At 38.3% G+C, this 23,167-nt stretch carries 21 protein-coding genes; 9 read left to right on the forward strand and 12 right to left on the reverse strand.

Features of this window, described 5'->3' with window-relative positions; all coding sequences use genetic code 11:
- The first annotated feature begins 94 nt into the window (after positions 1-94).
- A complete protein-coding gene (gene pnp / locus AB1A03_RS12430) occupies positions 95-2,200 on the forward strand; it encodes a polyribonucleotide nucleotidyltransferase (protein WP_354624953.1) in 2,106 nt (701 codons plus the stop codon).
- Positions 2,201-2,355: 155 nt separating this feature from the next.
- Here pnp and AB1A03_RS12435 read toward each other — a convergent pair whose 3' ends face one another.
- On the reverse strand, positions 2,356-2,925 hold the full coding sequence (locus AB1A03_RS12435; protein WP_354624954.1) for an acetate uptake transporter: 570 nt from the start codon (positions 2,923-2,925) through the stop codon (positions 2,356-2,358).
- Between the two features lie 260 nt (positions 2,926-3,185).
- Between AB1A03_RS12435 and AB1A03_RS12440 the strand changes: the two genes are divergently transcribed.
- The 6 genes from AB1A03_RS12440 (at position 3,186) to AB1A03_RS12465 (ending at position 9,833) form a co-directional block, all read left to right on the forward strand.
- Positions 3,186-3,959: an ABC transporter ATP-binding protein gene (locus AB1A03_RS12440; RefSeq protein WP_354624955.1), complete on the forward strand. Its 774-nt coding sequence runs from the start codon at positions 3,186-3,188 to the stop codon at positions 3,957-3,959.
- 47 nt (positions 3,960-4,006) lie between these two features.
- Positions 4,007-4,777, forward strand: a complete 771-nt coding sequence (gene aotJ / locus AB1A03_RS12445) for an L-arginine-binding protein AotJ (protein WP_354624956.1) — start codon at positions 4,007-4,009, stop codon at positions 4,775-4,777.
- Between the two features lie 74 nt (positions 4,778-4,851).
- Positions 4,852-5,592, forward strand: a complete 741-nt coding sequence (locus AB1A03_RS12450; protein ID WP_354624957.1) for an ABC transporter permease — start codon at positions 4,852-4,854, stop codon at positions 5,590-5,592.
- Between the two features lie 5 nt (positions 5,593-5,597).
- Complete coding sequence (locus AB1A03_RS12455; protein WP_354624958.1) at positions 5,598-6,272, forward strand: ABC transporter permease; 675 nt, start codon at positions 5,598-5,600, stop codon at positions 6,270-6,272.
- 361 nt (positions 6,273-6,633) lie between these two features.
- Positions 6,634-7,929 carry a hypothetical protein gene (locus AB1A03_RS12460; protein WP_354624959.1) on the forward strand — a complete coding sequence of 432 codons (1,296 nt, stop codon included), beginning with the start codon at positions 6,634-6,636 and terminating at the stop codon, positions 7,927-7,929.
- A 566-nt stretch (positions 7,930-8,495) separates the two neighbouring features.
- Positions 8,496-9,833, forward strand: a complete 1,338-nt coding sequence (locus AB1A03_RS12465; protein ID WP_354624960.1) for a hypothetical protein — start codon at positions 8,496-8,498, stop codon at positions 9,831-9,833.
- Between the two features lie 130 nt (positions 9,834-9,963).
- On the opposite strand, the gene AB1A03_RS12470 is transcribed toward AB1A03_RS12465, so the two are convergent.
- The 10 genes from AB1A03_RS12470 to AB1A03_RS12520 all read right to left on the reverse strand — a co-directional run bounded on the left by AB1A03_RS12470 (position 9,964) and on the right by AB1A03_RS12520 (position 21,473).
- Complete coding sequence (locus AB1A03_RS12470) at positions 9,964-10,710, reverse strand: amino acid ABC transporter ATP-binding protein (RefSeq protein ID WP_354624961.1); 747 nt, start codon at positions 10,708-10,710, stop codon at positions 9,964-9,966.
- Between the two features lie 12 nt (positions 10,711-10,722).
- Entirely contained in the window at positions 10,723-11,802 is a 1,080-nt protein-coding gene (locus AB1A03_RS12475; protein WP_354624962.1) for an amino acid ABC transporter permease, read from the reverse strand.
- 1 nt (position 11,803) lies between these two features.
- Positions 11,804-12,997 carry an amino acid ABC transporter permease gene (locus AB1A03_RS12480; RefSeq protein WP_354624963.1) on the reverse strand — a complete coding sequence of 398 codons (1,194 nt, stop codon included), beginning with the start codon at positions 12,995-12,997 and terminating at the stop codon, positions 11,804-11,806.
- 40 nt (positions 12,998-13,037) lie between these two features.
- Positions 13,038-14,051 (reverse strand): amino acid ABC transporter substrate-binding protein, encoded by a 1,014-nt coding sequence (locus AB1A03_RS12485; protein WP_354624964.1) that lies wholly within the window; start codon positions 14,049-14,051, stop codon positions 13,038-13,040.
- Positions 14,052-14,470: 419 nt separating this feature from the next.
- The gene (locus AB1A03_RS12490; RefSeq protein ID WP_354624965.1) at positions 14,471-16,183 is read right to left on the reverse strand and encodes a BatD family protein; all 1,713 of its coding nucleotides are present in this window, start codon (positions 16,181-16,183) and stop codon (positions 14,471-14,473) included.
- Positions 16,183-18,123 (reverse strand): vWA domain-containing protein, encoded by a 1,941-nt coding sequence (locus tag AB1A03_RS12500; protein ID WP_502945953.1) that lies wholly within the window; start codon positions 18,121-18,123, stop codon positions 16,183-16,185. The genes AB1A03_RS12490 and AB1A03_RS12500 overlap by 1 nt, the downstream gene beginning before the upstream one ends.
- The gene (locus tag AB1A03_RS12505; protein ID WP_354624966.1) at positions 18,113-19,096 is read right to left on the reverse strand and encodes a vWA domain-containing protein; all 984 of its coding nucleotides are present in this window, start codon (positions 19,094-19,096) and stop codon (positions 18,113-18,115) included. The genes AB1A03_RS12500 and AB1A03_RS12505 overlap by 11 nt, the downstream gene beginning before the upstream one ends.
- Positions 19,089-19,586 carry a DUF4381 domain-containing protein gene (locus AB1A03_RS12510; RefSeq protein WP_354624967.1) on the reverse strand — a complete coding sequence of 166 codons (498 nt, stop codon included), beginning with the start codon at positions 19,584-19,586 and terminating at the stop codon, positions 19,089-19,091. Before AB1A03_RS12510 ends, AB1A03_RS12505 begins: the two co-directional genes overlap by 8 nt.
- A complete protein-coding gene (locus AB1A03_RS12515; RefSeq protein ID WP_354624968.1) occupies positions 19,570-20,514 on the reverse strand; it encodes a DUF58 domain-containing protein in 945 nt (314 codons plus the stop codon). Before AB1A03_RS12515 ends, AB1A03_RS12510 begins: the two co-directional genes overlap by 17 nt.
- Positions 20,514-21,473: an AAA family ATPase gene (locus AB1A03_RS12520; RefSeq protein ID WP_354624969.1), complete on the reverse strand. Its 960-nt coding sequence runs from the start codon at positions 21,471-21,473 to the stop codon at positions 20,514-20,516. Before AB1A03_RS12520 ends, AB1A03_RS12515 begins: the two co-directional genes overlap by 1 nt.
- Before the next feature lie 212 nt (positions 21,474-21,685).
- Between AB1A03_RS12520 and AB1A03_RS12525 the strand changes: the two genes are divergently transcribed.
- Both AB1A03_RS12525 and sixA read left to right on the forward strand, forming a co-directional pair.
- Positions 21,686-21,826, forward strand: coding sequence for a TIGR02808 family protein (locus AB1A03_RS12525; RefSeq protein ID WP_354624970.1), 141 nt, complete (start codon positions 21,686-21,688; stop codon positions 21,824-21,826).
- An 85-nt stretch (positions 21,827-21,911) separates the two neighbouring features.
- Positions 21,912-22,400, forward strand: a complete 489-nt coding sequence (gene sixA, locus AB1A03_RS12530) for a phosphohistidine phosphatase SixA (protein ID WP_354624971.1) — start codon at positions 21,912-21,914, stop codon at positions 22,398-22,400.
- 35 nt (positions 22,401-22,435) lie between these two features.
- Here the strand turns inward: sixA and AB1A03_RS12535 are convergent, their stop codons facing one another.
- The gene (locus AB1A03_RS12535) at positions 22,436-23,089 is read right to left on the reverse strand and encodes a universal stress protein (RefSeq protein WP_354624972.1); all 654 of its coding nucleotides are present in this window, start codon (positions 23,087-23,089) and stop codon (positions 22,436-22,438) included.
- Positions 23,090-23,167: the final 78 nt, after the last annotated feature.

Here is a 23,167-nt window from a genome sequence, read left to right on the forward strand (position 1 = left end):
TATGCCGTAGGAAAGTTATTTCATTGGAAGCAGTTTCAGCTATACTATCGGCGCGATAAAAAGCATAAAAATTAAATTTATTAAAGGAAAAAAAATGACTCCTATTGTTAAAAGTTTCCAGTATGGTGAACATACGGTAACACTAGAGACTGGCGTAATTGCTCGTCAAGCGACAGCCGCTGTAATGTGTAGCATGGACGATACTTCTGTATTCGTTTCGGTTGTTGGGAAAAACGCAGATGATGAAGAGCGTGATTTCTTTCCGCTTACCGTGAATTATCAAGAAAAAACCTATGCAGCGGGTAAAATTCCAGGTGGTTTCTTCAAACGTGAAGGCCGTCCATCTGAAGAAGAAACGCTAATTGCACGTCTTATTGACCGTCCAGTGCGTCCTCTGTTCCCTGAAGGTTTCAAAAACGAAGTACAAGTGATTGCAACAGTTGTTTCAATCAACCCTGAAGTTAATCCTGATATCGTTGCTATGATTGGTACTTCTGCTGCATTAGCTATTTCAGGTATGCCTTTTAATGGCCCTATTGGTTGTGCGCGCGTTGGTTATAAAGAAGGCCAATACCTACTAAACCCAACCAAAACTGAATTAGAAACAAGTGAACTTGACCTTGTTGTATCAGGTACAGACAGCGCCGTATTAATGGTTGAATCTGAAGCCTCTATTCTTTCTGAAGATGTGATGTTAGGTGCGGTTGTATTTGGTCACGATGAGCAACAAGCGGTTATTTCTGCAATCAAAGAGTTTGCAGCAGAGGTTGCTCGCCCAGCTTGGGATTGGACTGCACCTGCTCGTAATGAAGCATTAGATGCTTTAGTTGCACAGGAAGCGCGTGCGCGTTTCGAAGAAGCGTACCAGATCAGTGATAAAGGTCAGCGTTACGATGCGGTTAAAGCGATTACTACTGACGTTAAAGAAAAATTATTAGCGGCAGATGAAACATTAAATGCTAAACAGGTAGGTGAATATCTGCATGATTTAGAAAAAACAGTAGTACGTACCCGTATCATTAAAGGTGAGCCTCGCATCGATGGACGTGATCCTGAAAGTGTTCGCGCACTTGATGTGCGTACTGGCGTTTTACCTCGTACTCACGGATCATCACTCTTTACTCGTGGTGAAACACAAGCATTAGTTGTTGCGACATTAGGTACGCAACGTGATGCACAAATTATCGACAGCTTAATGGGAGAGAAGAAAGATCACTTCCTATTGCATTATAACTTCCCTCCATACTGTGTAGGTGAAACAGGTTTTGTTGGTTCGCCTAAGCGTCGTGAAATTGGTCACGGTCGTCTTGCTAAACGTGGTGTTTTAGCGGTAATGCCGACGGTTGAAGAGTTCCCATATACAGTACGTGTTGTATCGGAAATTACGGAATCTAACGGTTCATCTTCAATGGCTTCTGTTTGTGGTTCTTCTCTTGCGTTGATGGATGCAGGTGTCCCTCTTAAAGCTTCCGTTGCTGGTATTGCGATGGGTCTTGTTAAAGAAGGCGATGACTTCGTTGTTCTTTCTGATATCTTAGGTGATGAAGATCATCTTGGTGATATGGACTTTAAAGTTGCTGGTACAACTAACGGTATCACAGCACTGCAAATGGATATCAAAATTGAAGGTATCACACGTGAAATCATGCAAATTGCTTTAAACCAAGCAAAAGCGGCACGCTTACACATATTATCTGTAATGGATGAAGCTATCTCTGAAGGTCGTGATGATATTTCACAGTTTGCGCCTCGTATTCATACACTGAAAATTAACACGGATAAAATTCGTGATGTTATCGGTAAAGGTGGTGCGGTTATTCGTGCGCTATGTGAAGAAACGGGCACTACGATTGAAATTGAAGATGACGGTACCGTTAAAATTGCTGCAACTTCAGGAGAACAAGCTGATGATGCGATTAACCGTATTAAAGCACTGACTGCTGAGGTAGAAGTGGGGGCTATTTACACGGGCAAAGTCGTTCGTTTAGCTGATTTCGGTGCATTTGTAAACATACTTCCAGGTAAAGATGGGTTGGTTCATATCTCGCAAATCTGTGAAGAGCGTGTACAAAAAGTAGCGGATCACTTGTCTGAAGGACAAGAAGTAAAAGTTAAAGTACTAGAAGTTGATCGCCAAGGTCGTGTACGTTTAAGTATTAAAGAAGCTACTGAGAAGAAAGACGTACCAGCAGCAGAATAATCATTTTATTGATTGCAAAAAGGAAGCTTAGGCTTCCTTTTTTATGCCTGAAAGAAAATTGAGAAGATGCATTGTTGTGGAAATTATCTACACGCATAAAAAAGCCGAGTGAGACTCGGCTTAACTAAAGAAAGTCGGTGTGCTAGAAAAATTTATTACTTTGCTTCACCAATAGGTAAAACAGTGCGACCAAATTGTTCATTGATGACTTCTGCCATTGCTAAGTAAATAGCGCTTAGACCACAGATAATACCTTCAAAGCCAGCAATGGTGCCAATCAAGCTTGAGCCAGTAAAATCACGAGCAGCAAGTAAAAAGAAAAGAACAGTTAGGCTTGCAAAAATAAACTTAAGCACAAAGTTGCCACGTAGTGTTGCGATAAACATAAATGCAGTGAAAACACCCCACATGACTAAATACCAAGCCATAAATGCATGTGGTGTCGCTTCCGCCCAACCTAAGGTAGGCATTACGATTAATGCAACAAGACTTACCCAGAAAAAGCCATAGGATGTAAATGCAGTTAAGCCAAAGGTATTACCTTTTTTAAATTCAAGAATACCGGTGATGATTTGTGCTGCGCCACCATAGCAAAGACCCATTGCAAGAATCATTGCACTAATAGGAAAAAAACCCGCATTATGAATGTTAAGTAAGACTGTTGTCATACCGAAACCCATTAAGCCAAGCGGCCCTGGATTTGCTAAATTTAGAGATTGTGACACGTTAGATACCTTTTGTTAGTTGAATAGGGAAGATTGCGCGCACGATAACATGGAAAAAATGTTTGTAAAGTGATTTGTAACAATAAATATCAAGTCACCTTTTTATCGGTTTTTAGTTGATTTATATATCAGTTCTAATTTATTTCCGTTTTAACGAACTTAATTTGCTGAGCGATAAAATGTTTGTATAAATTTTATTAGTGTTGTTCAATAAAATAGGTAGAATTAGAGAAATTTCCTATGAAAATGAACTTTGACTAATGACACTAACTACTCCCACTTTATCGATAAAAAATTTGCATAAATCATTTGCTGACAATGAAGTACTGAAAGGTATTGATTTAGATGCCTATAAAGGTGATGTTATATCAATTTTGGGCGCGTCAGGTTCAGGAAAAAGTACATTACTGCGTTGTGTTAATTTACTTGAAACGCCTACATCCGGTGACATACTGGTAAATGGTGAGTTGATTGAAATGAGAGTGGATAAAAATCGAGGTGCAGTGCCTGTTTCAATGCAACAGGTAGAGCGTATTCGTTCTCGTTTGGCAATGGTATTCCAAAGCTTTAACTTATGGTCACATCTGACAGTATTAGAAAATGTCATTGAAGCTCCTGTGCATGTACTTGGCGTTCCTAAAAAAGAGGCGATTGTTAAAGCAGAGGCATTTTTGCAACGAGTCGGTTTATATGAACGTAAGGATTATTATCCTGGGCAGCTCTCTGGTGGCCAACAGCAGCGTGTTGCAATTGCCAGAGCTTTAGCTGTTGAACCTGAAGTGATGCTGTTTGATGAACCGACGTCAGCACTCGATCCAGAGCTTGTTGGCGAGGTACTGAGTGTAATGCAAGGTTTAGCAGAAGAGGGGCGAACGATGTTAGTTGTCACTCATGAAATGGCATTTGCACGCGATGTATCGAGTAAGGTTTTATTTTTACATAAAGGTTTAGTCGAAGAGGAGGGGAAACCTGAAGATATTTTTAATAACCCTTCATCGGAACGATTTAAACAATTTATTTCGTCTGTTTATTAATGTAATTTATTAATAAAAACAATTTTACTGTTAAATAAGGATATACAATGAAAAAAACTAGCTTACTTATTGCACTTTTTGCTTTGTCTTTTAATGTTGCTCAGGCAAAAGAGTGGAAGCAGATCCGTATTGGTGTAGAAGGTGCCTACCCGCCATTTAGCAAAACAGAAGCTGATGGCAGTGTGACTGGGTTTGATATTGATATTGCTAATGCGCTTTGTGCTGAAATGAAAGCGAAATGTACGCTTGTTAAACAGGATTGGGATGGCATTATTCCTGCATTATTGGCGCGTAAGTATGATGCTATTATTGCAACAATGGATATTACCGCTGAGCGTAAAAAGAAAGTGGCGTTTACTGATAAATATCAACATATCCCTGCGCGTTTTGTTGCTTTAAAAGGTGCAGAGTACCAAGGTGATGACTCCTTTATGAAGGGCAAAAAAATCGGTGTACAACGTGCGACTACAATGGATTTATACATTTCAGATAATTACCCAAGTGCAGAAATCAAACGTTACGGCTCCGCTGACGAAGCGTATCTTGATTTAAAAGCAAATCGTTTAGATTATGTAATGGCTGACTCTGCAGCTATTTCTGATGGTTTATTGAATAAAGAGGGCGGGGAAAAGTTCGCCTTTATTGGTCCAAAATTAAATGATCCAAAATGGTTTGGTGAAGGTGCGGGTATTGCTGTGCGTAAACAAGATAAAGATCTTGTTGAGCAATTTAATAAAGCCATTCAAGCTATTCGTGCTAATGGTACGTATAAAACAATCCAAGACAAATATTTTAGCTTTGACGTTTATGGCGGTTAGCAATAAAATTTGTTAAGGATCCATACAAAGGATGGGAAACCATCCTTTTTTATTGAGTTTTGAAAGAATCACTTATGCATGAATTAATAAATTATCAAGGAATATTGCTCACTGGTGCTTGGCTAACCGTTCAAGTGGCATTGTTGTCTCTGCTTTTAGCGGTTATTTTAGGCTTGCTCGGGGCGCTTGCAAAATTATCCCAGTCACGTCTGTTAAAGGGCATTGCAACACTCTATACCACCGTTATTCGTGGTATTCCTGATCTAATTCTGATGTTGTTGATTTTTTTTGGTGGGCAGATGCTCGTTAATAACTTGAGCTATAACTTAAATGAGTGGTTAAACGACATTATTACCCGTTTTCAACCTAGCCACGAGTGGTACTCCTTTTTGCCCGATTATATTGATGTCAGCCCCTATTTTGCCGGAATCATGACAATTGGTTTTATTTTTGGTGCCTATATGGCAGAAACCTTTCGTGGCGCATATTTGGCGGTTGAAAAAGGCCAGTTGGAAGCAGCTAGAGCCTATGGTATGAATCCATATAAGATTTTTGTACGTGTCATGTTTCCACAGATGATGCGTCATGCATTACCTGGAATCGGTAATAACTGGTTAGTCTTATTAAAAACCACCTCATTAGTTTCAATTATTGGTCTACAGGATATGGTGAAAGTAGCAGGAGATGCAGCTGGCTCTACACAGCAGCCCTTTACGTTTTACCTAGCCGTTGCCTTAGTTTTTCTTTTTTTTACTTCAGTATCAACTGCATTTTTAAGTTATGCTGAGCGTAAATATAGCATTCAGACGAGATAGGGCGCATGGACTTTTCAATTATAATCAATGAGTTTCCTTTCTATTTGCAAGGTTTATGGACGACGATTTGGCTCGTGGCCATTTCATTGGTACTTGGTTTATTGATTGCTATTCCCGTTGGTATTTTACGTGGCAGTAATCATTACTTAGTTAAGGGGCCTGCTTGGCTCTACATGTACTTTTTTCGTGGTACGCCCTTGCTAGTGCAATTATTTATTATCTATTACGGTTCCGCGCAGTTTGTACAATTGCACGATAGTTGGTTATGGAACTACTTTCAAGAAGCTTGGTTTTGTGCTCTGTTAGCATTTACTTTAAATACAGGGGCTTATACGGCAGAAATCGTTCGTGGAGTTATCGCAACGATGCCCGCAGGTGAAATAGAGGCTGCCAAAGCCTATGGTATGAGTAAGTGGAAAATTTTGCGTCGTATTACCTTGCCTAACTCTATGCGTCGAGCTTTACCCGCATACAGTAATGAAATTATTTTTATGATCCATGGTAGTGCCATTGCGGGGGTTATTACTATTGTCGATATAACGGGGGCAGCACGCGTCGTCAACGCGCGCTATTATGCCCCATTTGAAGCTTACTTAATGGCCGGTTTGCTGTATATGTGTCTGACCTTTTCTGTTATTTACGCCTTTAAAAAATGGGAAAAACGCTATTCGCTGAGCTAATTATAAAAATAAAATGGCGTTAGGGTTAATCGGTATATTAGATAAGTTATTAACAAACGTATGATAAATGTTAGTGCAGAATGTTTTACCTTTTACCTAGTAAGGAGGAGGAATATTGTAGCGGTATCGTCTTTTTTTATTTGATTTTGTTGGAATACGAACGGTTACGTGATTAACATTAATTTTGAGAAGTATTTATTACTTTTAATCTTTAATTATCGTATCTAACAGTTAATTTATTCAAACTCATGGTATATTTACAAAAATTATTTTATCAACGCGATAATGTCACTAATTATTAGCTCCATCTAGTAAATGTGTCACACTGATTCGCGAAGTTTTATTAGGGATTTTATAAAGTATGGAAATAAAAGTATTAGCAGTTGCTTTAAGCTTTCTGTCATGTTCAGCTATCGCTGACGTAAAAACAATAGCCTCTGATGCGCACGAAAATAGTGAAGTAACCGTACAAAATATTGGGGATACGGCCTGTGTTTTTAACTATAAAAACAGTGATTACCTCACAACAGAGGGGATGCCTGTATTTTATACCTTTCAAGTTGAGCTCAAAGAAGGCGAGTTACAGGAGGGGATGCAATCTTGGTTACCCTACGGAATAAAACCTGGGGAGCCTAGTACCTTAGCATTTTACGATAAAAAAATCGGTAAAATCTATGAGTATACCTATAAAGTTTCTTCCTATGGCGAGCTTTTTTATCAAACAGACTTGTTTACCCATTTCTTGAATGTAGATAAAATTCAAATGCGTCAGGGCGGTGTGACAATAGATATGCCTGTTTATAGCAATAGCGGCATATCAAGTAAAACAATAAAGGCTTTTCAAAGTTGTGTTAATGATCTTAATGGCGCCTTGAAAACATATTGTAAAAGCTCTACTGACGCCTCTAAACAGTGCTTAGCCAAAAAATCGAATGCTAAAAAAGCATCTGTTAATGAAGTTATTAAAGACGATCCCGATTTTATTGCAGCGGCTAAACTCAAAGAGTTGGAAAAGTCAAAGGGATCAGAATCTATAAGTACGCCTGTTGTAAGTCAAGATGGTCAAGATAAAAAAGCATTCGAAGATGCTGTTGCCCTTGAAGTAGCAAAGGCGCTTAAACAAGCGCGCATTAAAGCTCTTGCTAGAGAGGCAAAACAAGCTGCTGAAGAAAAAAACAAGAAGAAAATTTCTATCTTTATTGATAATCCTGAAGGACCCTATCAACTTAATCGATATGGCAAACATAGTGCTGCTAATGTAAAAATTTCTAACGGTGGGTTACGTGGTAATATTATGCGCATTAGTTATTTGGGCAATAAAGATGTTGCCTATTTTGCGACTAAAAATGCGATAGATTACTCTGAATATACTTATCTTGAATTTGACCTTAAGCTAATCGCAGATCCGCATCCTAACTTTAATCTAAATATCAAGATGGATTGTGCGGGTTATTGTAGTTCAGGTCCATACAAGATAGAAAAACCAAGACTTGGAGAGTGGAAGCACTACAAGGTTCCGTTAGAGGATTTGCTTAATAACCCTGGTTCGAACCTTAATCTTATTAATGTCTATGTGCCATTTGCCGTTTTCCCAGATTGGGGAAGTCAAAATGGGGTTAAATTACAAGTAGATAGTATTACCCTGTCAAACTATTAAAACATGACTTATTAATTACCATTATTTGAGCAGAGGATAACACTCTGCTCCTTTTCTCTAATCATCCATTTGTTGTAACGTCTAAGACCAACCCGCATAATATTGTGATCATAACTTGCTGAGGAAAAATAAGGGAGAGCAAGCGACATAATTGAGTAATAGTAGTCGATTGCGATTGCATGCAACGCCGCAATTTATTATTTTAAGCCGCAAAGATAGATCAGATACTTATGTCGATTGGTATAAATAGATCATATAATCAAAGTAATGACTCTCTGTTTTGTGAAAGCGCTTCCATTTGTGTTGTAGTTCTCTTTTTGGCTGTTCGTTAATCTGTATAATTTGCCTTTAGATGTTGATCAATTGTTAGCGTAATATCATCTATCATAGATTTTGCTTTAAAGCATAAATAGAGCAGCTATCTTTGTAAATGATACTGTTTCTACTCTTTAAGTTACTAACTACAAAAAAGGAAGCGCTTACAATTTGGGTTGGGTATGTCAATTTTAGATAAATGAATATCGTTAATTGGCTTTGATATTTTAATAAAAGGAATATTATAAAATATGCGAAATAACATTTTAGTCGTGGCGTTGAGTTTACTCTCTTATTCAGTTGCAGCTGAGGTAAAAACAGTTGCCCATAATGAGAATAAACATAGTGAAGTGCGTATGCAGAATATCGGTGATACTGCGTGTGTTTTAACCTACAAAAATAGTGATTATCTAACGACAGAGGGAATGCCTGTATTTTATACTTTCCAAGCTGAACTCAAAGAAGGGGAATTACAAAAAGGGATGCAATCTTGGTTACCCTATGGAATAAAACCAGGTGAGCCTAGTACGTTAGCTTTTTATGATAAAAAAATCGGCAAAATTTATGAGTATGCAGATGATACTTCTGTGTATGGCGAGTTGTTTTATAAAAAAGAGTTATTCGACCTTTTCTTAGCTGTAGATAAAATTCAAATGCGTCAGGGAGGAGTAACAATTGATATGCCGGTTTACAATAAAATTGATATGCCAGCTAAAACGGTAAATGCCTTTAAAAACTGTATTAAAGACCTTGATGTAGCGTTGAAAAAATATTGTAAAGGTTCTAAGGACGCCTCTAAATTATGTTTAGCTAAAATAGCCGAAGCTAAAAAAGTATCGGTCAAAGAGGTCATTAAGGACGATCCTGAGTTTCTTGCTGCCGCTAAAATTAAGGAGTTAGAAAAATCGAAGCTCCCTGAGTCTACAAAAACTTCTGATGCTAAAAATGAGGCTGCCGCAGCTGCTGCAGCAAAGAAGGCGTTTGATGAAGCTGTCGCACTTGAAGTGGCCAAAGCACTTAAAGAAGCAAGCAAGAAAGCAATTGATGAATCTGCTAACGATGCAGAGCCTGTTGCCATTGCTAAAACGCCAGAAATGCCAGCCGTTAAAAAAAGGAAAATACTTGATATTTATACGGAGGGCGTTTCTGAGCCCTATCGTTTAAGAAAATATGCGCAATATGACACTGTTTCGACTAATACAGCGATGGATGGAGAACACGGTCAGGTATCCCGTGTTCGCTATTCCACAAATAAAGGGGTTGCTTATTTCGATAGTAGTGGTGGCATCGATTATTCGGATTATAATTATCTTGAATTTGATTTAAAATTAGTTTCAGATCCTCGTGATGATGGTGGTCTTTTTATTAAAATGGATTGTTTTCACCCTTGCAGTTCGGGGCCGTTTCCCATTAGAAAACCTGAGTTGGATAAGTGGACACATTACTCGGTTACATTAAAAGATTTGGTTAATTATTCAGGCTCGACATTGGATTTACGCAATGTTAATGCACCATTTGCTATTTTACCTGATTGGGGAAATCAACGTGGCGTAGTGTTAATGATAGATAATGTGCGTATGAGTAATTAGGGGCTGCACGTTTTCGCACTTTCTACTAGCTAATCACTAGTTTATGTAGAATAACTACACTCTGAAAGTGCGAAATATTGCTGTAAAAATCAATGTTAAAGGTCAACAGTCCCTAACCTTTAATTTGATTTTAGTGCGCTAGGATTTGATCTAAAAATAATTTCAATCGATCCGATTGCGGATTGTTAAAAAAGGCTTGAGGTTCATTCTCTTCGATGATTTGTCCTGCATCCATAAAGATAACGCGATCGGCTACTTTTTTAGCAAACCCCATTTCATGAGTGACACAGATCATCGTGATACCTTCTTCAGCAAGCTCTACCATCACATCTAATACTTCAGATACCATTTCGGGGTCTAATGCCGATGTGGGTTCATCAAATAACATGATTTCAGGGTTGATACATAAGCAACGAGCAATCGCAACACGTTGTTGTTGTCCACCCGATAATTGATTTGGGTATTTATGTGCCTGATCGGCAATTTTTACTCGTTCAAGATAATACATTGCGGTTTTTATCGCTTCTTGGCGAGGTTTTTTATGTACCCATGTTGGTGCTATTAACAGATTCTCTAATACAGATAGGTGTGGAAATAGGTTGAAATGTTGGAATACCATCCCCACCTGGGCACGTATTTGACGAACCACTTTAACATCATCAATTAGAGCTGTACCATTAATGGTAATATCCCCTTTTTGAAATTTTTCTAAGTGATTTAAGCAGCGAATTGTCGTTGATTTTCCAGACCCTGAAGGGCCACAGATAACCACTTTTTCACCTTTTTTTATATTTAAATTAACGTCTTTTAGTACGTGGAAGTCACCATACCATTTATTGACATCTTGCATTTTTATCATAAATTCTTGTTCAGACATGGTTTTTTCCTATTAATGCTCAGTATTAAATTTTCGTTCAACGGCTTTTGAATAGCGTGACATGGTAAAACAACAACACCAATAAATCATGGTGACAAAAACATAACCTTCTACTTCAAAACCTAGCCAGTTACTATCACTTGTTGTTAAGGTAACCATGGCTAATACATCAAAGAGGCCAATGATTAAGACAAGGGTCGTATCTTTAAATAAAGAGATGAACGAACCAACTAAATTTGGGATCGAAATTTTAAGAGCCTGTGGCAATATAATTAAAATCATACCTTGCCAATAGCTCAGCCCCAATGATTTATATGCTTCATATTGCCCTCGGGGAATCGCCTGTAATCCTCCTCTAATGACCTCAGCGATATAAGCGGCTTGAAAGAGTGTTATGCCGATTAATGCGCGTAATAATTTATCAAAATCAATGCCATCATGAAAAAATAGCGGTAAGACAACCGATGCCATGAATAAGATGGTGATTAACGGCACGCCGCGTATAAATTCGATAAATCCAACGCACAACGTTTTCACAATGGGCATATCCGATTGCCGCCCAAGTGCTAACACAATGCCGATAGGGAATGAGGCTATAATGCCGACTGCTGCAACAACTAGGGTTAGCATTAATCCCCCCCACTTTTCTGTCGCTACAGTTTCTAGACCAAATATGCCGCCATGAATTAAAATAAAACAAGTAATAGGATAGAGCAGCATCATCGTTAATTTTATTTTTAAATTTTTAATAACATGCAATAAAATTAGAAATGCAACACTGATCAATGCAACTAGATTTGGCCGCCAAATCTGATCTTCTGGATAGAATCCATACATAAATTGATTGAACTTTTCGCTAATAAATATCCACCTAGCACCACTATTAACTATCTCCTCTTTACTTCCACTCCATGTGGCATCGAAAATCATCCAGTCCATTAATGGTGGGATGGTTAAGTAAATAATATAAAATCCCAATAATGTCAGTAGTGAGTTACTGATATTTGAAAAAAGGTTTTCTCTAAGCCAAAACAGTAATCCTTTACTGGTTGCGGGTGCTGGTTTCGCTTCTTTTAAAGTATACACTGCCATTTTATCTTCCTTTAATTGCCATTCTGGCATTCACCCAGTTTAAGAACAGTGAAATAACAATACTGAATGTTAGGTAAACAGCCATCGTCATTAATATAATTTCAATAGCTTGCCCCACTTGGTTGAGTGTTGTACCTGAAAATAATGTGACTATTTCAGGGTAACCAATCGCAGTTGCTAGCGAAGAGTTTTTGACTAAATTGAGGTACTGATTAATAACAGGAGGAATTATCACGCGTAAAGCTTGTGGTAAAACAACCTTGCGTAAAATAATGTGATCTTTTAATCCGAGTGATTTCGCTGCTTCTTTTTGCCCATCAGGTACCGCTTCAATACCTGCTCGTACTGCTTCCGCAATATAAGTTGCCGTATAAATGCTTAATGAAAAAATAAGGGCTAATAATTCCGGAATAATGGTTAAGCCACCTTTAAAATTAAATCCTTTTAATACAGGGTATTCTGCACTGATCGGCTGACCCGTAATAAAATAGAGAAGCAGGGGGGCTGTAACAAGTAATGCAATGGATACTTTGATAATTGGAAATTCTTCACCCGTTGTGTCGTGGCGTTTGCTTGCCCAGCGAGCTAAAAAGAAAACACTAACACAGGCCAGTAAAAAAGCGATTATAATAGCCATACTGCCATTTTCAAAGATTGGATTGGGTAGGAATAATCCACGGTTATTTAAAAAAATGGAATCCCAATAGGATAAACTTTGACGGGCGCTCGGTAGCGTTGCAAGTACAACGTTATACCAGAATAAAATTTGTAAGAGAATCGGGATATTACGAAAAGTTTCAATATAAACTGCTGATAATCTAGATATTAAAAAGTTGCTAGATAATCGTCCAACGCCTATTAATAACCCCAGTAATGACGCCAATACAATGCCTATTATCGATACGAGTAGTGTATTTAATAATCCGACTACGAATACATCATAATATGTTGACGCGCCATCGTCATACTCAATCAATGTTTGACTAATGCCAAAGCCAGCCGTTTCATTTAGAAATGAGAAACCTGTGCTAATACCTCTTTTTTCAATATTATCGAACATATTATTAGTAAAGTAATATGCCAGTATAAATACCGCTAACAATGCTGCAATTTGGTATATTACCGCGCGATTGTCAGGGTTGTTAATAGCAGAGAGTAAACTGTTGTTTTTGGGGGAGTGTGTATTATTGTTCATAGGTAGCCTTTAAAAAGGGGGCGAACCCCCTAAATTAATATTATCGAATTGGCATTGAGTACATTAACCCGCCTTTATTCCATAAATTATTCAATCCACGATCAATATTTAATGGTGAATCTTTACCTACATTGGCATCGAAAGATTCAGAGTAATTACCCACTTGCTTAATGATTTGATATGCCCAATCCGCTTTTAGTCCCAGGTCTTCACCTGCACTACCGCTAGTACCAAGTAAACGCTTAATACTTGGATTTTCAGATTTAAGTTGTGTATCAACATTCGCTTTAGTTACGCCCAGCTCTTCAGCCTCTAGGGTTGCGTAAAAAGTCCAACGGACGATATTAAACCAGTCATCATCTCCTTGACGAACCACTGGACCTAAAGGCTCTTTAGAAATAATTTCTGGTAATACGATGGCACTGTTTGGATCATTAAGTTTTTGTTTTAAACCATACAACTGAGATGCATCGGAAGTTACTGCATCACAGCGGCCATTTTTAAAGCCATCAATAGTTTGCCCTGATGTATCATAGGTAACGGCTTTATATTCCATGCCTGTCGATTTAAAGTAATCGGTCAAGTTTAGCTCTGTTGTTGTACCTGCTTGAATACAGAAAGTTGCACCATCTAACTCTTTGGCACTTTTTACACCTAGTTTTTTATTAACTAAAAAACCTTGTCCATCATAATAGTTAACACCCGCAAAATTAAGACCAAGTGAAGTGTCACGCGTTGCTGTCCAAGTGGTAGAACGAACTAACACATCTATTTCACCGCTCTGAAGTGCAGTAAAGCGCTCTTTAGCTGTTAGTGGAATATATTTTACTTTTTCAGCATCACCTAATACAGCCGCGGCAATTGAACGGCATAAATCTACATCAAGCCCCTTCCATACCCCTTTTGAATCAGTTGCGGAAAAGCCTGGAATACCTGTGGATACACCACAATTTAAAGCGCCTTTTTTAGTAACTTGCTCGAGTGTAGAGGCGGACGATAGACTAGGAAGGAGTGAAGCAATGCCTAAAACTAAAGCTATTTTTGTAACTTTCATCTTTATTTCCTTATAGAGTGTGATAGTAGCAAATTCAATAATTATTAAGTCATTGGTGTATCTGAAAGTAAATAGGCCGTTGAATAACAGTACATTTAGCACAGCCTTTGCCTACATTCATTTTCTTTGGACCCGTCGATTCTTTAACTATTGAAATTGGCATGATGATTAATTTCAATAAAGCGAATTCACTTATTCACTTATTACAAAGGCAGATATTGTGCCAATTTTAAAATTAACGTGTTTTTTCTTTAAAATTAGGTATTTCAATTGCTTATTTGTGATATGAAATGCCACGTTATGAAAATAGCGTAGCACTATATAAGAGAACTGCTTTTAAAAAGTACTGTTTTGGTGCATGTTGCACTAAAATAATGCGTCTTTATTTGTAAAAATGCGACATGCTTAAAGAAATCTAATTAATAATTATTATCATTGATGTCCATTATCTCAGTATCATCCTTATCTGAGCGTTTATTTTTGAATTCGTTGTATTTTGTTAGCAGTACGCCTAATTTTTCTGACTGCCATAAATTGCTTTGATTGGCGCAGGCTTCTTCTAGCTGTTTGATTTCCTCAGATAATTCCATTGTCATCTGTTTTTGCCACTTGAGCTGATCGCCGAGTTGTTTAAGGCTTTTCAGTTGTGGAAGTTCGCCTTGCCAGTAGTGCAAAAGTGCTTGATAGGTTTGTCGCGCATTCCCCTGCTTTAATGCCTGCTGTAGTGTGAGGTAAGCTTGTTTATTTTCACTCACTGATTGTTCTGCTTTTTGGGAGGCTCCATTTGTTAATTGTTTACGTATGTATAAGTGGTAAATAATCATCACTAGTAAAGCAAACAGCAGTATAGCCGTTGTTATTTGCCAATAAATAAGTTCGTTACTATTAACTATGATGTTATTGACTGGTTGTTTGGCTTGCTCCTCCTGTAGTGGGGGGGCTGTTTGTTGAACTATTGTTTGCGTATTGCTGTCGTTTGCTAATATGGTGACCGTTTGTGCTGGTAAAACGGCAAACTCTTGTTTGTCGGTAATGCTATTCCACCATGCTAATTTAATTTCTGGCAAGGTTAATTGGCCTGCTTTATCTGCAATAATTGCATGAGTCATTATTCGTGATGCATAAATTAAACCATTAATATTTTCTTCCTGTAAGTTATCTTTATCAGGGTAATAGCGTAAATTTGCAGGGTAATTGAAATCAATGTCGGACACTTTTTCACTATTAATTCCGGCAACTTGTAGTGTGACTTTTCGAGTAATGGGCTCTCCGACGTGATAACTTTTTTCTGTTAGCTGCTCATTTTCTATTAAACGTACATCTTCACTGATCAACCATTTTCCTTGGTAATTTTGGGGTTGTGCTTTTACCTGTATCGTTAAGCTATCTCCTCGGATATTTATTGGCTCAGAGACAATGCGGTTCTGCCAATCGCTTATTTGCTCTAATTTTCGTAAGTTTCCGGTTAATAAAGGCGATGATATGGTAAACGTGCCGACTTCAGTAGGCTCTATTTGATATTGTCGTGTGATTACCTGATAACGCATGCCATGACGAATAGTGATGCTATTTTTATCTTCACCATACACACTTATTTTAGCACCATTAAGTTGGGGAGGGTTGAGCTCTAAATCACGGCTATTTTGCGCTAGGTAGATAGTTGTTGTTAATCGCAGTGGTTGGTCAATATAAACACTTTTCTTGGTGATGCTGTTTTCCATAAATACCGCGTTATCGGCAAGTTTAGTTGCTTCTTCGGAGGGTTTTTTGACGGAAATTTGAATCGGTTTTGTTTTCAAAGAACCGATATTGATGGCGGGAATGGTTAGCTCACCAATTCGTTTTGCCTGTAGATTAATTTGCCAGACCGTTTGTCGCTGAGCATTTCCGTTAATAATCTGAGTGCTTCGGCTTTCAGAGGGGCGATATACTGTGAATTCTTGTTCAAGTGGTCGTGTATCTAACTTATATTCTGATCCCGTATCATTAAGTTCAATAGTTAACACAAATAGGTCACCTAAGAAAACTTGATTACTAGAAACAGATGTTTGTAATTGTGTGTTAGCTAAAGCACTAGGTAGTTGAAATAACATTAATAAAAGTGCGATAAAAAGAGATATTTGTGTGCGCATTACCAACTGTCTCCACTGTTTTGTCGTTTGACGGGTTTTGACTCCGCTCTTTTGTGATATTCCAAACGCATTTTGTTGCGTAATAAAAGAGCGGGATCATCGGGCATGTTTTTTAACCACATGGGAAGATCTTCAAGCTCTTGATTTTTTTCAGGGCCATTTTCTTGCTCAGCTAATTGTTGTGGTTCATTTTGTTGCTGCTCATTTTGCTGCTGCTCATTTTGCTGCTGCTCATTTTGCTGCTGCTCATTTTGTTGCTGCTCATTTTGTTGCTGCTCATTGTGCTGCTGCTCATTTTGCTGCTGCTCATTTTGTTGCTGCTCATTTTGCTGCTGCTCATTTTGCTGCTGCTCATTTTGCTGCTGCTCATTTTGCTGCTGCTCATTTTGCTGCTGCTCATTTTGCTGCTGCTCATTTTGTTGCTGCTCATTTTGCTGCTGCTCATTTTGTTGCTGCTCATTTTGCTGCTGCTCATTTTGTTGCTGCTCATTTTGCTGCTGCTCATTTTGCTGCTGTTCGTTTTGCTGCTGCTCATTTTGTTGCTGTTCGTTTTGTTGCTGTTGATTTTGTAACTCTTCAATTAATTTTTTATTATCTGCCGCAACTTGTAATGTCGGATTGATTTTTAGTGCTTGTTCATAGGCTGTGATAGCTTTATCAAGCTCTTGCAATTGTGCTAAGGCATTTCCTTGATTATAAAAAGCCGTGGCATCATTGGGATTGGCTCGCGTAGCTTTGTTATATTGCTCTAGTGCTTCTTGGTACTGCTTGTTTTGATAGAGCGCGCTGCCCTTTGCATTGGGGTTTTTGTATAATTCTGCGGCAATGTCATAGTTTTTTTCTTGGTATGCTTGGTAGGCATTTTGTTGATTATTTTGCCAAATTGACGCCTGTGCCGCTGGCGGGGTAACTAAGGTTGTCGTTAACCCTAGTAAGGCGATATAAAAAAGACCTTTTCTAAATAGTAATAAAAAAAGTGGTAGCAATAGAAAAGCGATCCAATAGCCATCATCTTTAGGAAATTGATCCGCTGATGAGGTTTTGTCTTCGCTTTTGTGACCCGTTGGTACGCTAAAATAATTGCCGAGTTGTTTAATATCTGAATTTGTATTTTTTATTGTTAAAAATAAGCCATCACTAGCCTTTGTTATTGCATACATCGCTTTAGTTTGTAAGGTCGGGATAACAATATCCCCTTGCTGATCTTTTAATAGAGTGCCATCCGTTAATTTTATTGGTGCTCCTTTGCTAGTGCCGACAGCTAACATTGAAACAATCCAATCTGTTCCTTCAATGCGTTGTAACATTTTTTGTGATGTTTCTTCATCAATACCATCACTAATAAAAACAATATGCCCTTGTTGGTAATTGGCATTTTGTAACAATGCAATGGCTTTCTCTAGCGCTATGTCTGCATTCGATCCCGTTACGGGCATGATATCCGGTGAAAGACTGGCTATGTGATTGATGATGGAATTACCATCTGGGGTTAAGGGAGAAATAGTAAAGGGCTCGCCAGCATAAGCTATTAGCGCTTTTTCGCCTTCCCCCCATTGTTTAATAAGATCGATTGCTTTGTATTTAGCTTGGCTTACGCGGTTAGGTTTGATGTCCGTTGCGTACATAGAGTAGGAGAGATTTAGCACTAGAACTTGTGCTTTTTGCATCTCATAAACGGGTAATTGTAGACTACGCCAACTTGGTCCCGATAATGCGATGCACGCAATCGTAGTGAGTAAAGGTAACAGCAGTTGTTTGCTTTTGCTGAAGGTATCGGTACTCACTAACTGTTTGCTTAAATGGGGAGCAATTAACGGGTTTGCACGCTCTTTTTTAGCCGATTGTTGTTTTATCAACAAAAAGAGAGGGATAACAAACAATCCAAGTAACCATAAAGGTCGTAAAAATTGCAGTGGCATCAAGGTGCTTTCAGGCAACATAAATCCCTCTTAATTTAAAGTACAGTGAAGATATGATTAATATCAGCAAGGCGATTGATAGGGGCCAATAAAAAAGATCTTTTTCTGGACGAAACTCTAAGAAGTCACTATCTATTGGTTCTAGTCGATTCAATTGTGTGTAGATATCATCTAGCTCCTGCTGGTTGCGGGCTCGAAAATATTTTCCTCCTGTAATTTTAGCAATCTCAGTTAACGCCTTTTCATCAAGATCTGCAGAAGGATTTACCTTCTGGTAGCCGAATATATCGCGCTTAATCATCTCATCCGCACCAATACCAATGGTATAGATGGTGATGTTATTTTTAGCTGCTTGTGTAGCTGCTTGTATGGGATCAATTCGTCCTGCGGTATTTGCGCCATCGGTCAATAAAATCAGTACGCGTTGATCATTTTGGTTTTCAACAAAACGTTTAATCGCCAGTGCGATAGATTCTCCGATAGCGGTGCGTTTACCTACCAAGCCAATTTCCGTTTCATCAATCATTTGATTAATGGTTTTTAAGTCAAAGGTGAGTGGTGTTTGTAGATACGCATGGTCAGCAAAAAGGATTAATCCTAAACGGTCACCTTCGCGTTTGTTAATAAAGGTTTTTAATAGATCTTTGACAAGGGTAAGGCGATCGACGTTTCTGCCATTTAAGGGCATATCCACTTCTTGCATACTGCCTGATAAATCTAATGAGATAACCATATCTCGGCCTTGTTGTTGCAGGCGTATTGGCTCGCCAAACCAGATTGGTTTGGCTAATGCTGTTAGTAATAATAACCATACAAGCCATGGAATAAATTGCTTAAATTTATTACTACTTAGTGGTGACTGTCGTGGTGATAGAGCGCGAGCAAGGGGCAGCCAAATTTGCTGAGCCTGTTGTTTTTTGGCCTGTAACAATTGTCGTACCACTAATGGCAGTGGTAAAAGTAGGAAAATCCACCAATAAATAAACTCAAACATTTTTATTAACCTCTTGTTCTCGTTTTCTGATTTGTACAGGGAGGTTTTTTATCCACCTTTTGGCCTGATCATAATCATTATCGGTGCAGGCAGGTGTATCATTTCGATATAGACGTTTTACAAAGGCTTCTTTGCTGTTGAAAATAGGCTCTTTGGCATGGATATGTAAAAATTCAAACCATTGTTCACCATGCAATGATGCCACTTTTTGTCTTGGAAAGTAACTTAATGCGACACCTTTTAATAGTTGATTTAACAGTACAAAATTAGCATTAGAGCGTTGCAGTTGCCGTAATTGTTGCAGCGCTTTTTGCTGTTTCTGTTTTTCTTGCTGTTGTTTTTTATAGAGATAGGTAGATGCGATTGCTAAGCCAATAACAAGCGCTATTAGAAACCAATATATTGCAGCGAGAGGCCACCAACTCGGTATACTCGGTGCTATCACATCATGTAGTTGAGCGAGTGGACTTGCATTAGCTTGCGGGGACATGAAATTGCTCCATTAATGAGGTTGCTGCCGTAAGCTGATGAAGTGGGATACCTTGTTTGATAAATAGGCTCGCGATCTGCTGTTGGCGCTGACTCGCATCATTTTGATATTGTTGCAGTGCATTTTTTTCGTTGAAGTAGCCGCTGCCGTACAGGCTATTAATTTTCAGATTAATTTTTTGTACATTTTTAGGGAGTGTTAACTCGAGCGGATCACTAATTTGCCATGCATTGATTTGATTATGTCGACGCATCAAGCTAATTAGTTTTTGGCAGTCACTGTTTAGCTGTGAAAAATCGCTAATTAAATGAATTTGGCTGCCCGTTTGTACTAAACGAGAAAGGCGTTGTAGCTGTAATACTAAAGCTTGAGGATTATCATTCAATTTCAAGGGGGCAGATTGACATAATGCTTCACTTTGGTGAAGGAATGCCATTAAACCTCTATTTCGGCCTGCGGGTTTTAACTCTGCGACACTCTGCTGATTGAATATTATGCCACCTAAACGGTCATTACGTTGTTTCGCTTGCCAGCCTAATAAAGCCCCTAAATGACAAGCTTGTACGGATTTAAACGCAAATTGACTACCAAAAATCATGCTGTCAGAGAGATCGAGTAAAATAAAAACGGGGCGCTCTTTCTCTTCTTGAAACAGTTTAGTATGTGCTTTTCCGGTGCGAGCCGTGACCGACCAATCTATCGAGCGGACATCATCACCCGGTTGATAATGACGTACTTCGGCAAACTCCATGCCGCGGCCTTTAATATTGGCTAAATAGTTGCCTGCTAAATGCTTTGCCGCAACATGAGTAATGGGTTGCAGCTTCAGTTTTGCCTGTTGTTTATAACTGAGCAATTCATTAAGGCTAACATCCACGCCCGTTAAATAGGGCGTATTAGCAAAAATTTGTGGTTTAGTGACGTTCATTAGGCTGGAATCGCTACCTGATTGATAATCTCTTGAATAACGCGGTTAGCATTAATGCCCTGTGCTTCGGCTTCGTAGCTTAGTATCAGGCGATGACGTAATACAGGATAAAGGTTGCTAATAATATCATCAGGCATCACATAATCGCGATTATCAAGCCATGCGCGTGCTTTTGCGGTACGCATTAATGCCAAAGTTGCACGGGGACTGGCCCCATAATTTATCCACTCTTTTAATTGTGCACCATATTTTTCTGGTTGACGTGTTGCGATGATGAGGTCGATTAAATATTGCTCTAAATGAGGAGCAATATTAATGGTCATTATCTCTTCACGTATAGAGAATATTTGCTCGTTTAATAGTGGTGTTACTTCGGCAACCTTTTCTTTTAAAATTTCTTTTTGATTAAGTTGTAAAATTTCTTTTTCAGTAGCCGCATCAGGGTAATCTAGTTCTAAATGCATGATGAAACGATCCAATTGTGCTTCAGGCAATGGGTAGGTGCCTTCTTGCTCTAATGGATTTTGTGTCGCCATTACTAAAAATAGTTCGGGTAATGGATAGGTTTTTTTACCCACGGTAATTTGACGCTCAGCCATCGCTTCTAATAGTGCTGATTGTACTTTGGCTGGTGCGCGGTTTATCTCATCGGCTAAAATTAAATTATGAAATAGAGGCCCTTTTTCAAAAATAAATTCACCAGTCTCTTGGCGAAATATATCGGTGCCCGTTAAATCAGAGGGTAACAAGTCGGGCGTAAATTGAATTCGGTGAAAATCACCTTCAATCCCCTCTGATAACGCATTGATTGCTCGTGTTTTTGCAAGCCCTGGAGGGCTTTCCACAAGGATATGGCCATCAGCAAGTAAGGCAATTAATAAGCCATCAACCAGTTCGCTTTGTCCTAAAATCATTTTATTAAGGTAAGTTCGTAATGCATCAAGTTGTTTTTTAGCCATCTTTATACTCTATTAAAATATTGATTTTTATGGAAAGAAAGAAAATATACTGAGTATGATACCCAACTTCAAGATATATAGTTTATTTAAAATAATGCAATACCTTGTATATAGTGTCAATAATCGACTAAGCTAAAAAATTATGATATTGCGCATGTTTTTTTCTTAGTTATTACGTATCCTTACCATTAATTTAAAGAAGAGGAATAAAAATGAGTGAATTAGAATCTATTATTTGGCACATTCTCGGTTACTCTGCCATGCCTGTGATTTTTATTATGGGCTTTATTGGTGTGTTTTGTGTCTCTGCTGTTATATTGAATATGTTAGGCGAAACCCCTATTGAAGATTAATGTTGTTTAGCAATATTTATTAAATAGCCATTGCAAGCTGATTTAGTGATACTCTTCAATGAAAAAGAGTTATCAAGGATAACCAATGAATATATATATTATGCGCCATGGACAAGCTGAAATGATGGCTAACTCTGATGCAGAAAGACCTTTAACGTCATTAGGTCAAGCTGAGTCAGAAAAAATGGCGACACATTTAGCCAACCGAGGTGTGACTCTTGATGCGGTTCTAGTCAGTCCATACTTACGCGCTCAGCAAACATGGGAATCTGTTCGCCCTTTTTTTCCTGAGGTGGCTAATGTTCAAACCATTAAATCGTTAACACCAGGTGGCAGCGCGAGAAAATCCGTCAATGAAATATCAGCTTTGCAAGCAGAGGGCGTTAACAATTTATTAGTGGTCTCACATCTCCCCTTAGTAGGGTATATTATAGGCGAATTGGTTCCTTCTGCGGGAGTTCCTGCCTTTGCAACCTCTTCCGTTGGGCATGTTGAAATAGATGATAATGGTTTTGCTGTTTTACACGGTTTAACCTCTGTTATGCAAATTAACCATCAAATCAACTTAAGCTAGCAAGCCATCGCACCTGATGGCTTGAATTTTACGGATTAAACTTGCACGATAAATATATCTATCACTGATTTTCTAAGTAACTTTCGTGATGATGATAACAGTCCACTCCAAAAGTCGTGATGGTGCCCGCAGACTAATAGATCTGCACCTAGTTCCTCTGTGGATTGCAGAATATTTTTACTTAAATCACCGCTTTCAAATAAGCGATGACTAATAGGGTAATCAACTTTTTCTGCTAACGATTTTAATTCATTTTGTAGTGAGGTAACTCTTTGGCTATCTGGCTCAATTTTCGTAAATTCTGAATAACTTAACCCTGTGTAAATATTACTATAATCCATATCAACATAGATTAATGATAGCTCTGCATTGCTCATTTTCGCTAAAGAAACTGCCTTATTGATAATATATTCGCTTGAATCAGTTAAATCGATTGCAACTAAAATATGTCGATATTTCATTATCTCTCTCCCGTTTTTGGTAATCTTTTTGTCGATTAGGGCGCTGCTATGGGTGATTTTTTCAGAATCCTTAAGGAGTAATGGTTTGTTTAAGGCCGTTTTTGTTTGTTCAGCTTGTTTGGCTTGCTTATCGTGCAGCTCTTGTATCAATTGCTGGTCTAATTTAGCAAAATAAATATCTTCTTCTGCCTGCCCTTTATAGTGAATCTTTTGTACAAAGTCAGCCATTTTCGATTCCTAAAACACCTACTTACTATAATTTTAGTCTATGGATGAGGTCTTGTTAGTGTTATTGAATGTTATTTT

The organism is Psychromonas sp. MME2 (assembly GCF_040566515.1).
Taxonomy (GTDB): Bacteria; Pseudomonadota; Gammaproteobacteria; order Enterobacterales; family Psychromonadaceae; genus Psychromonas.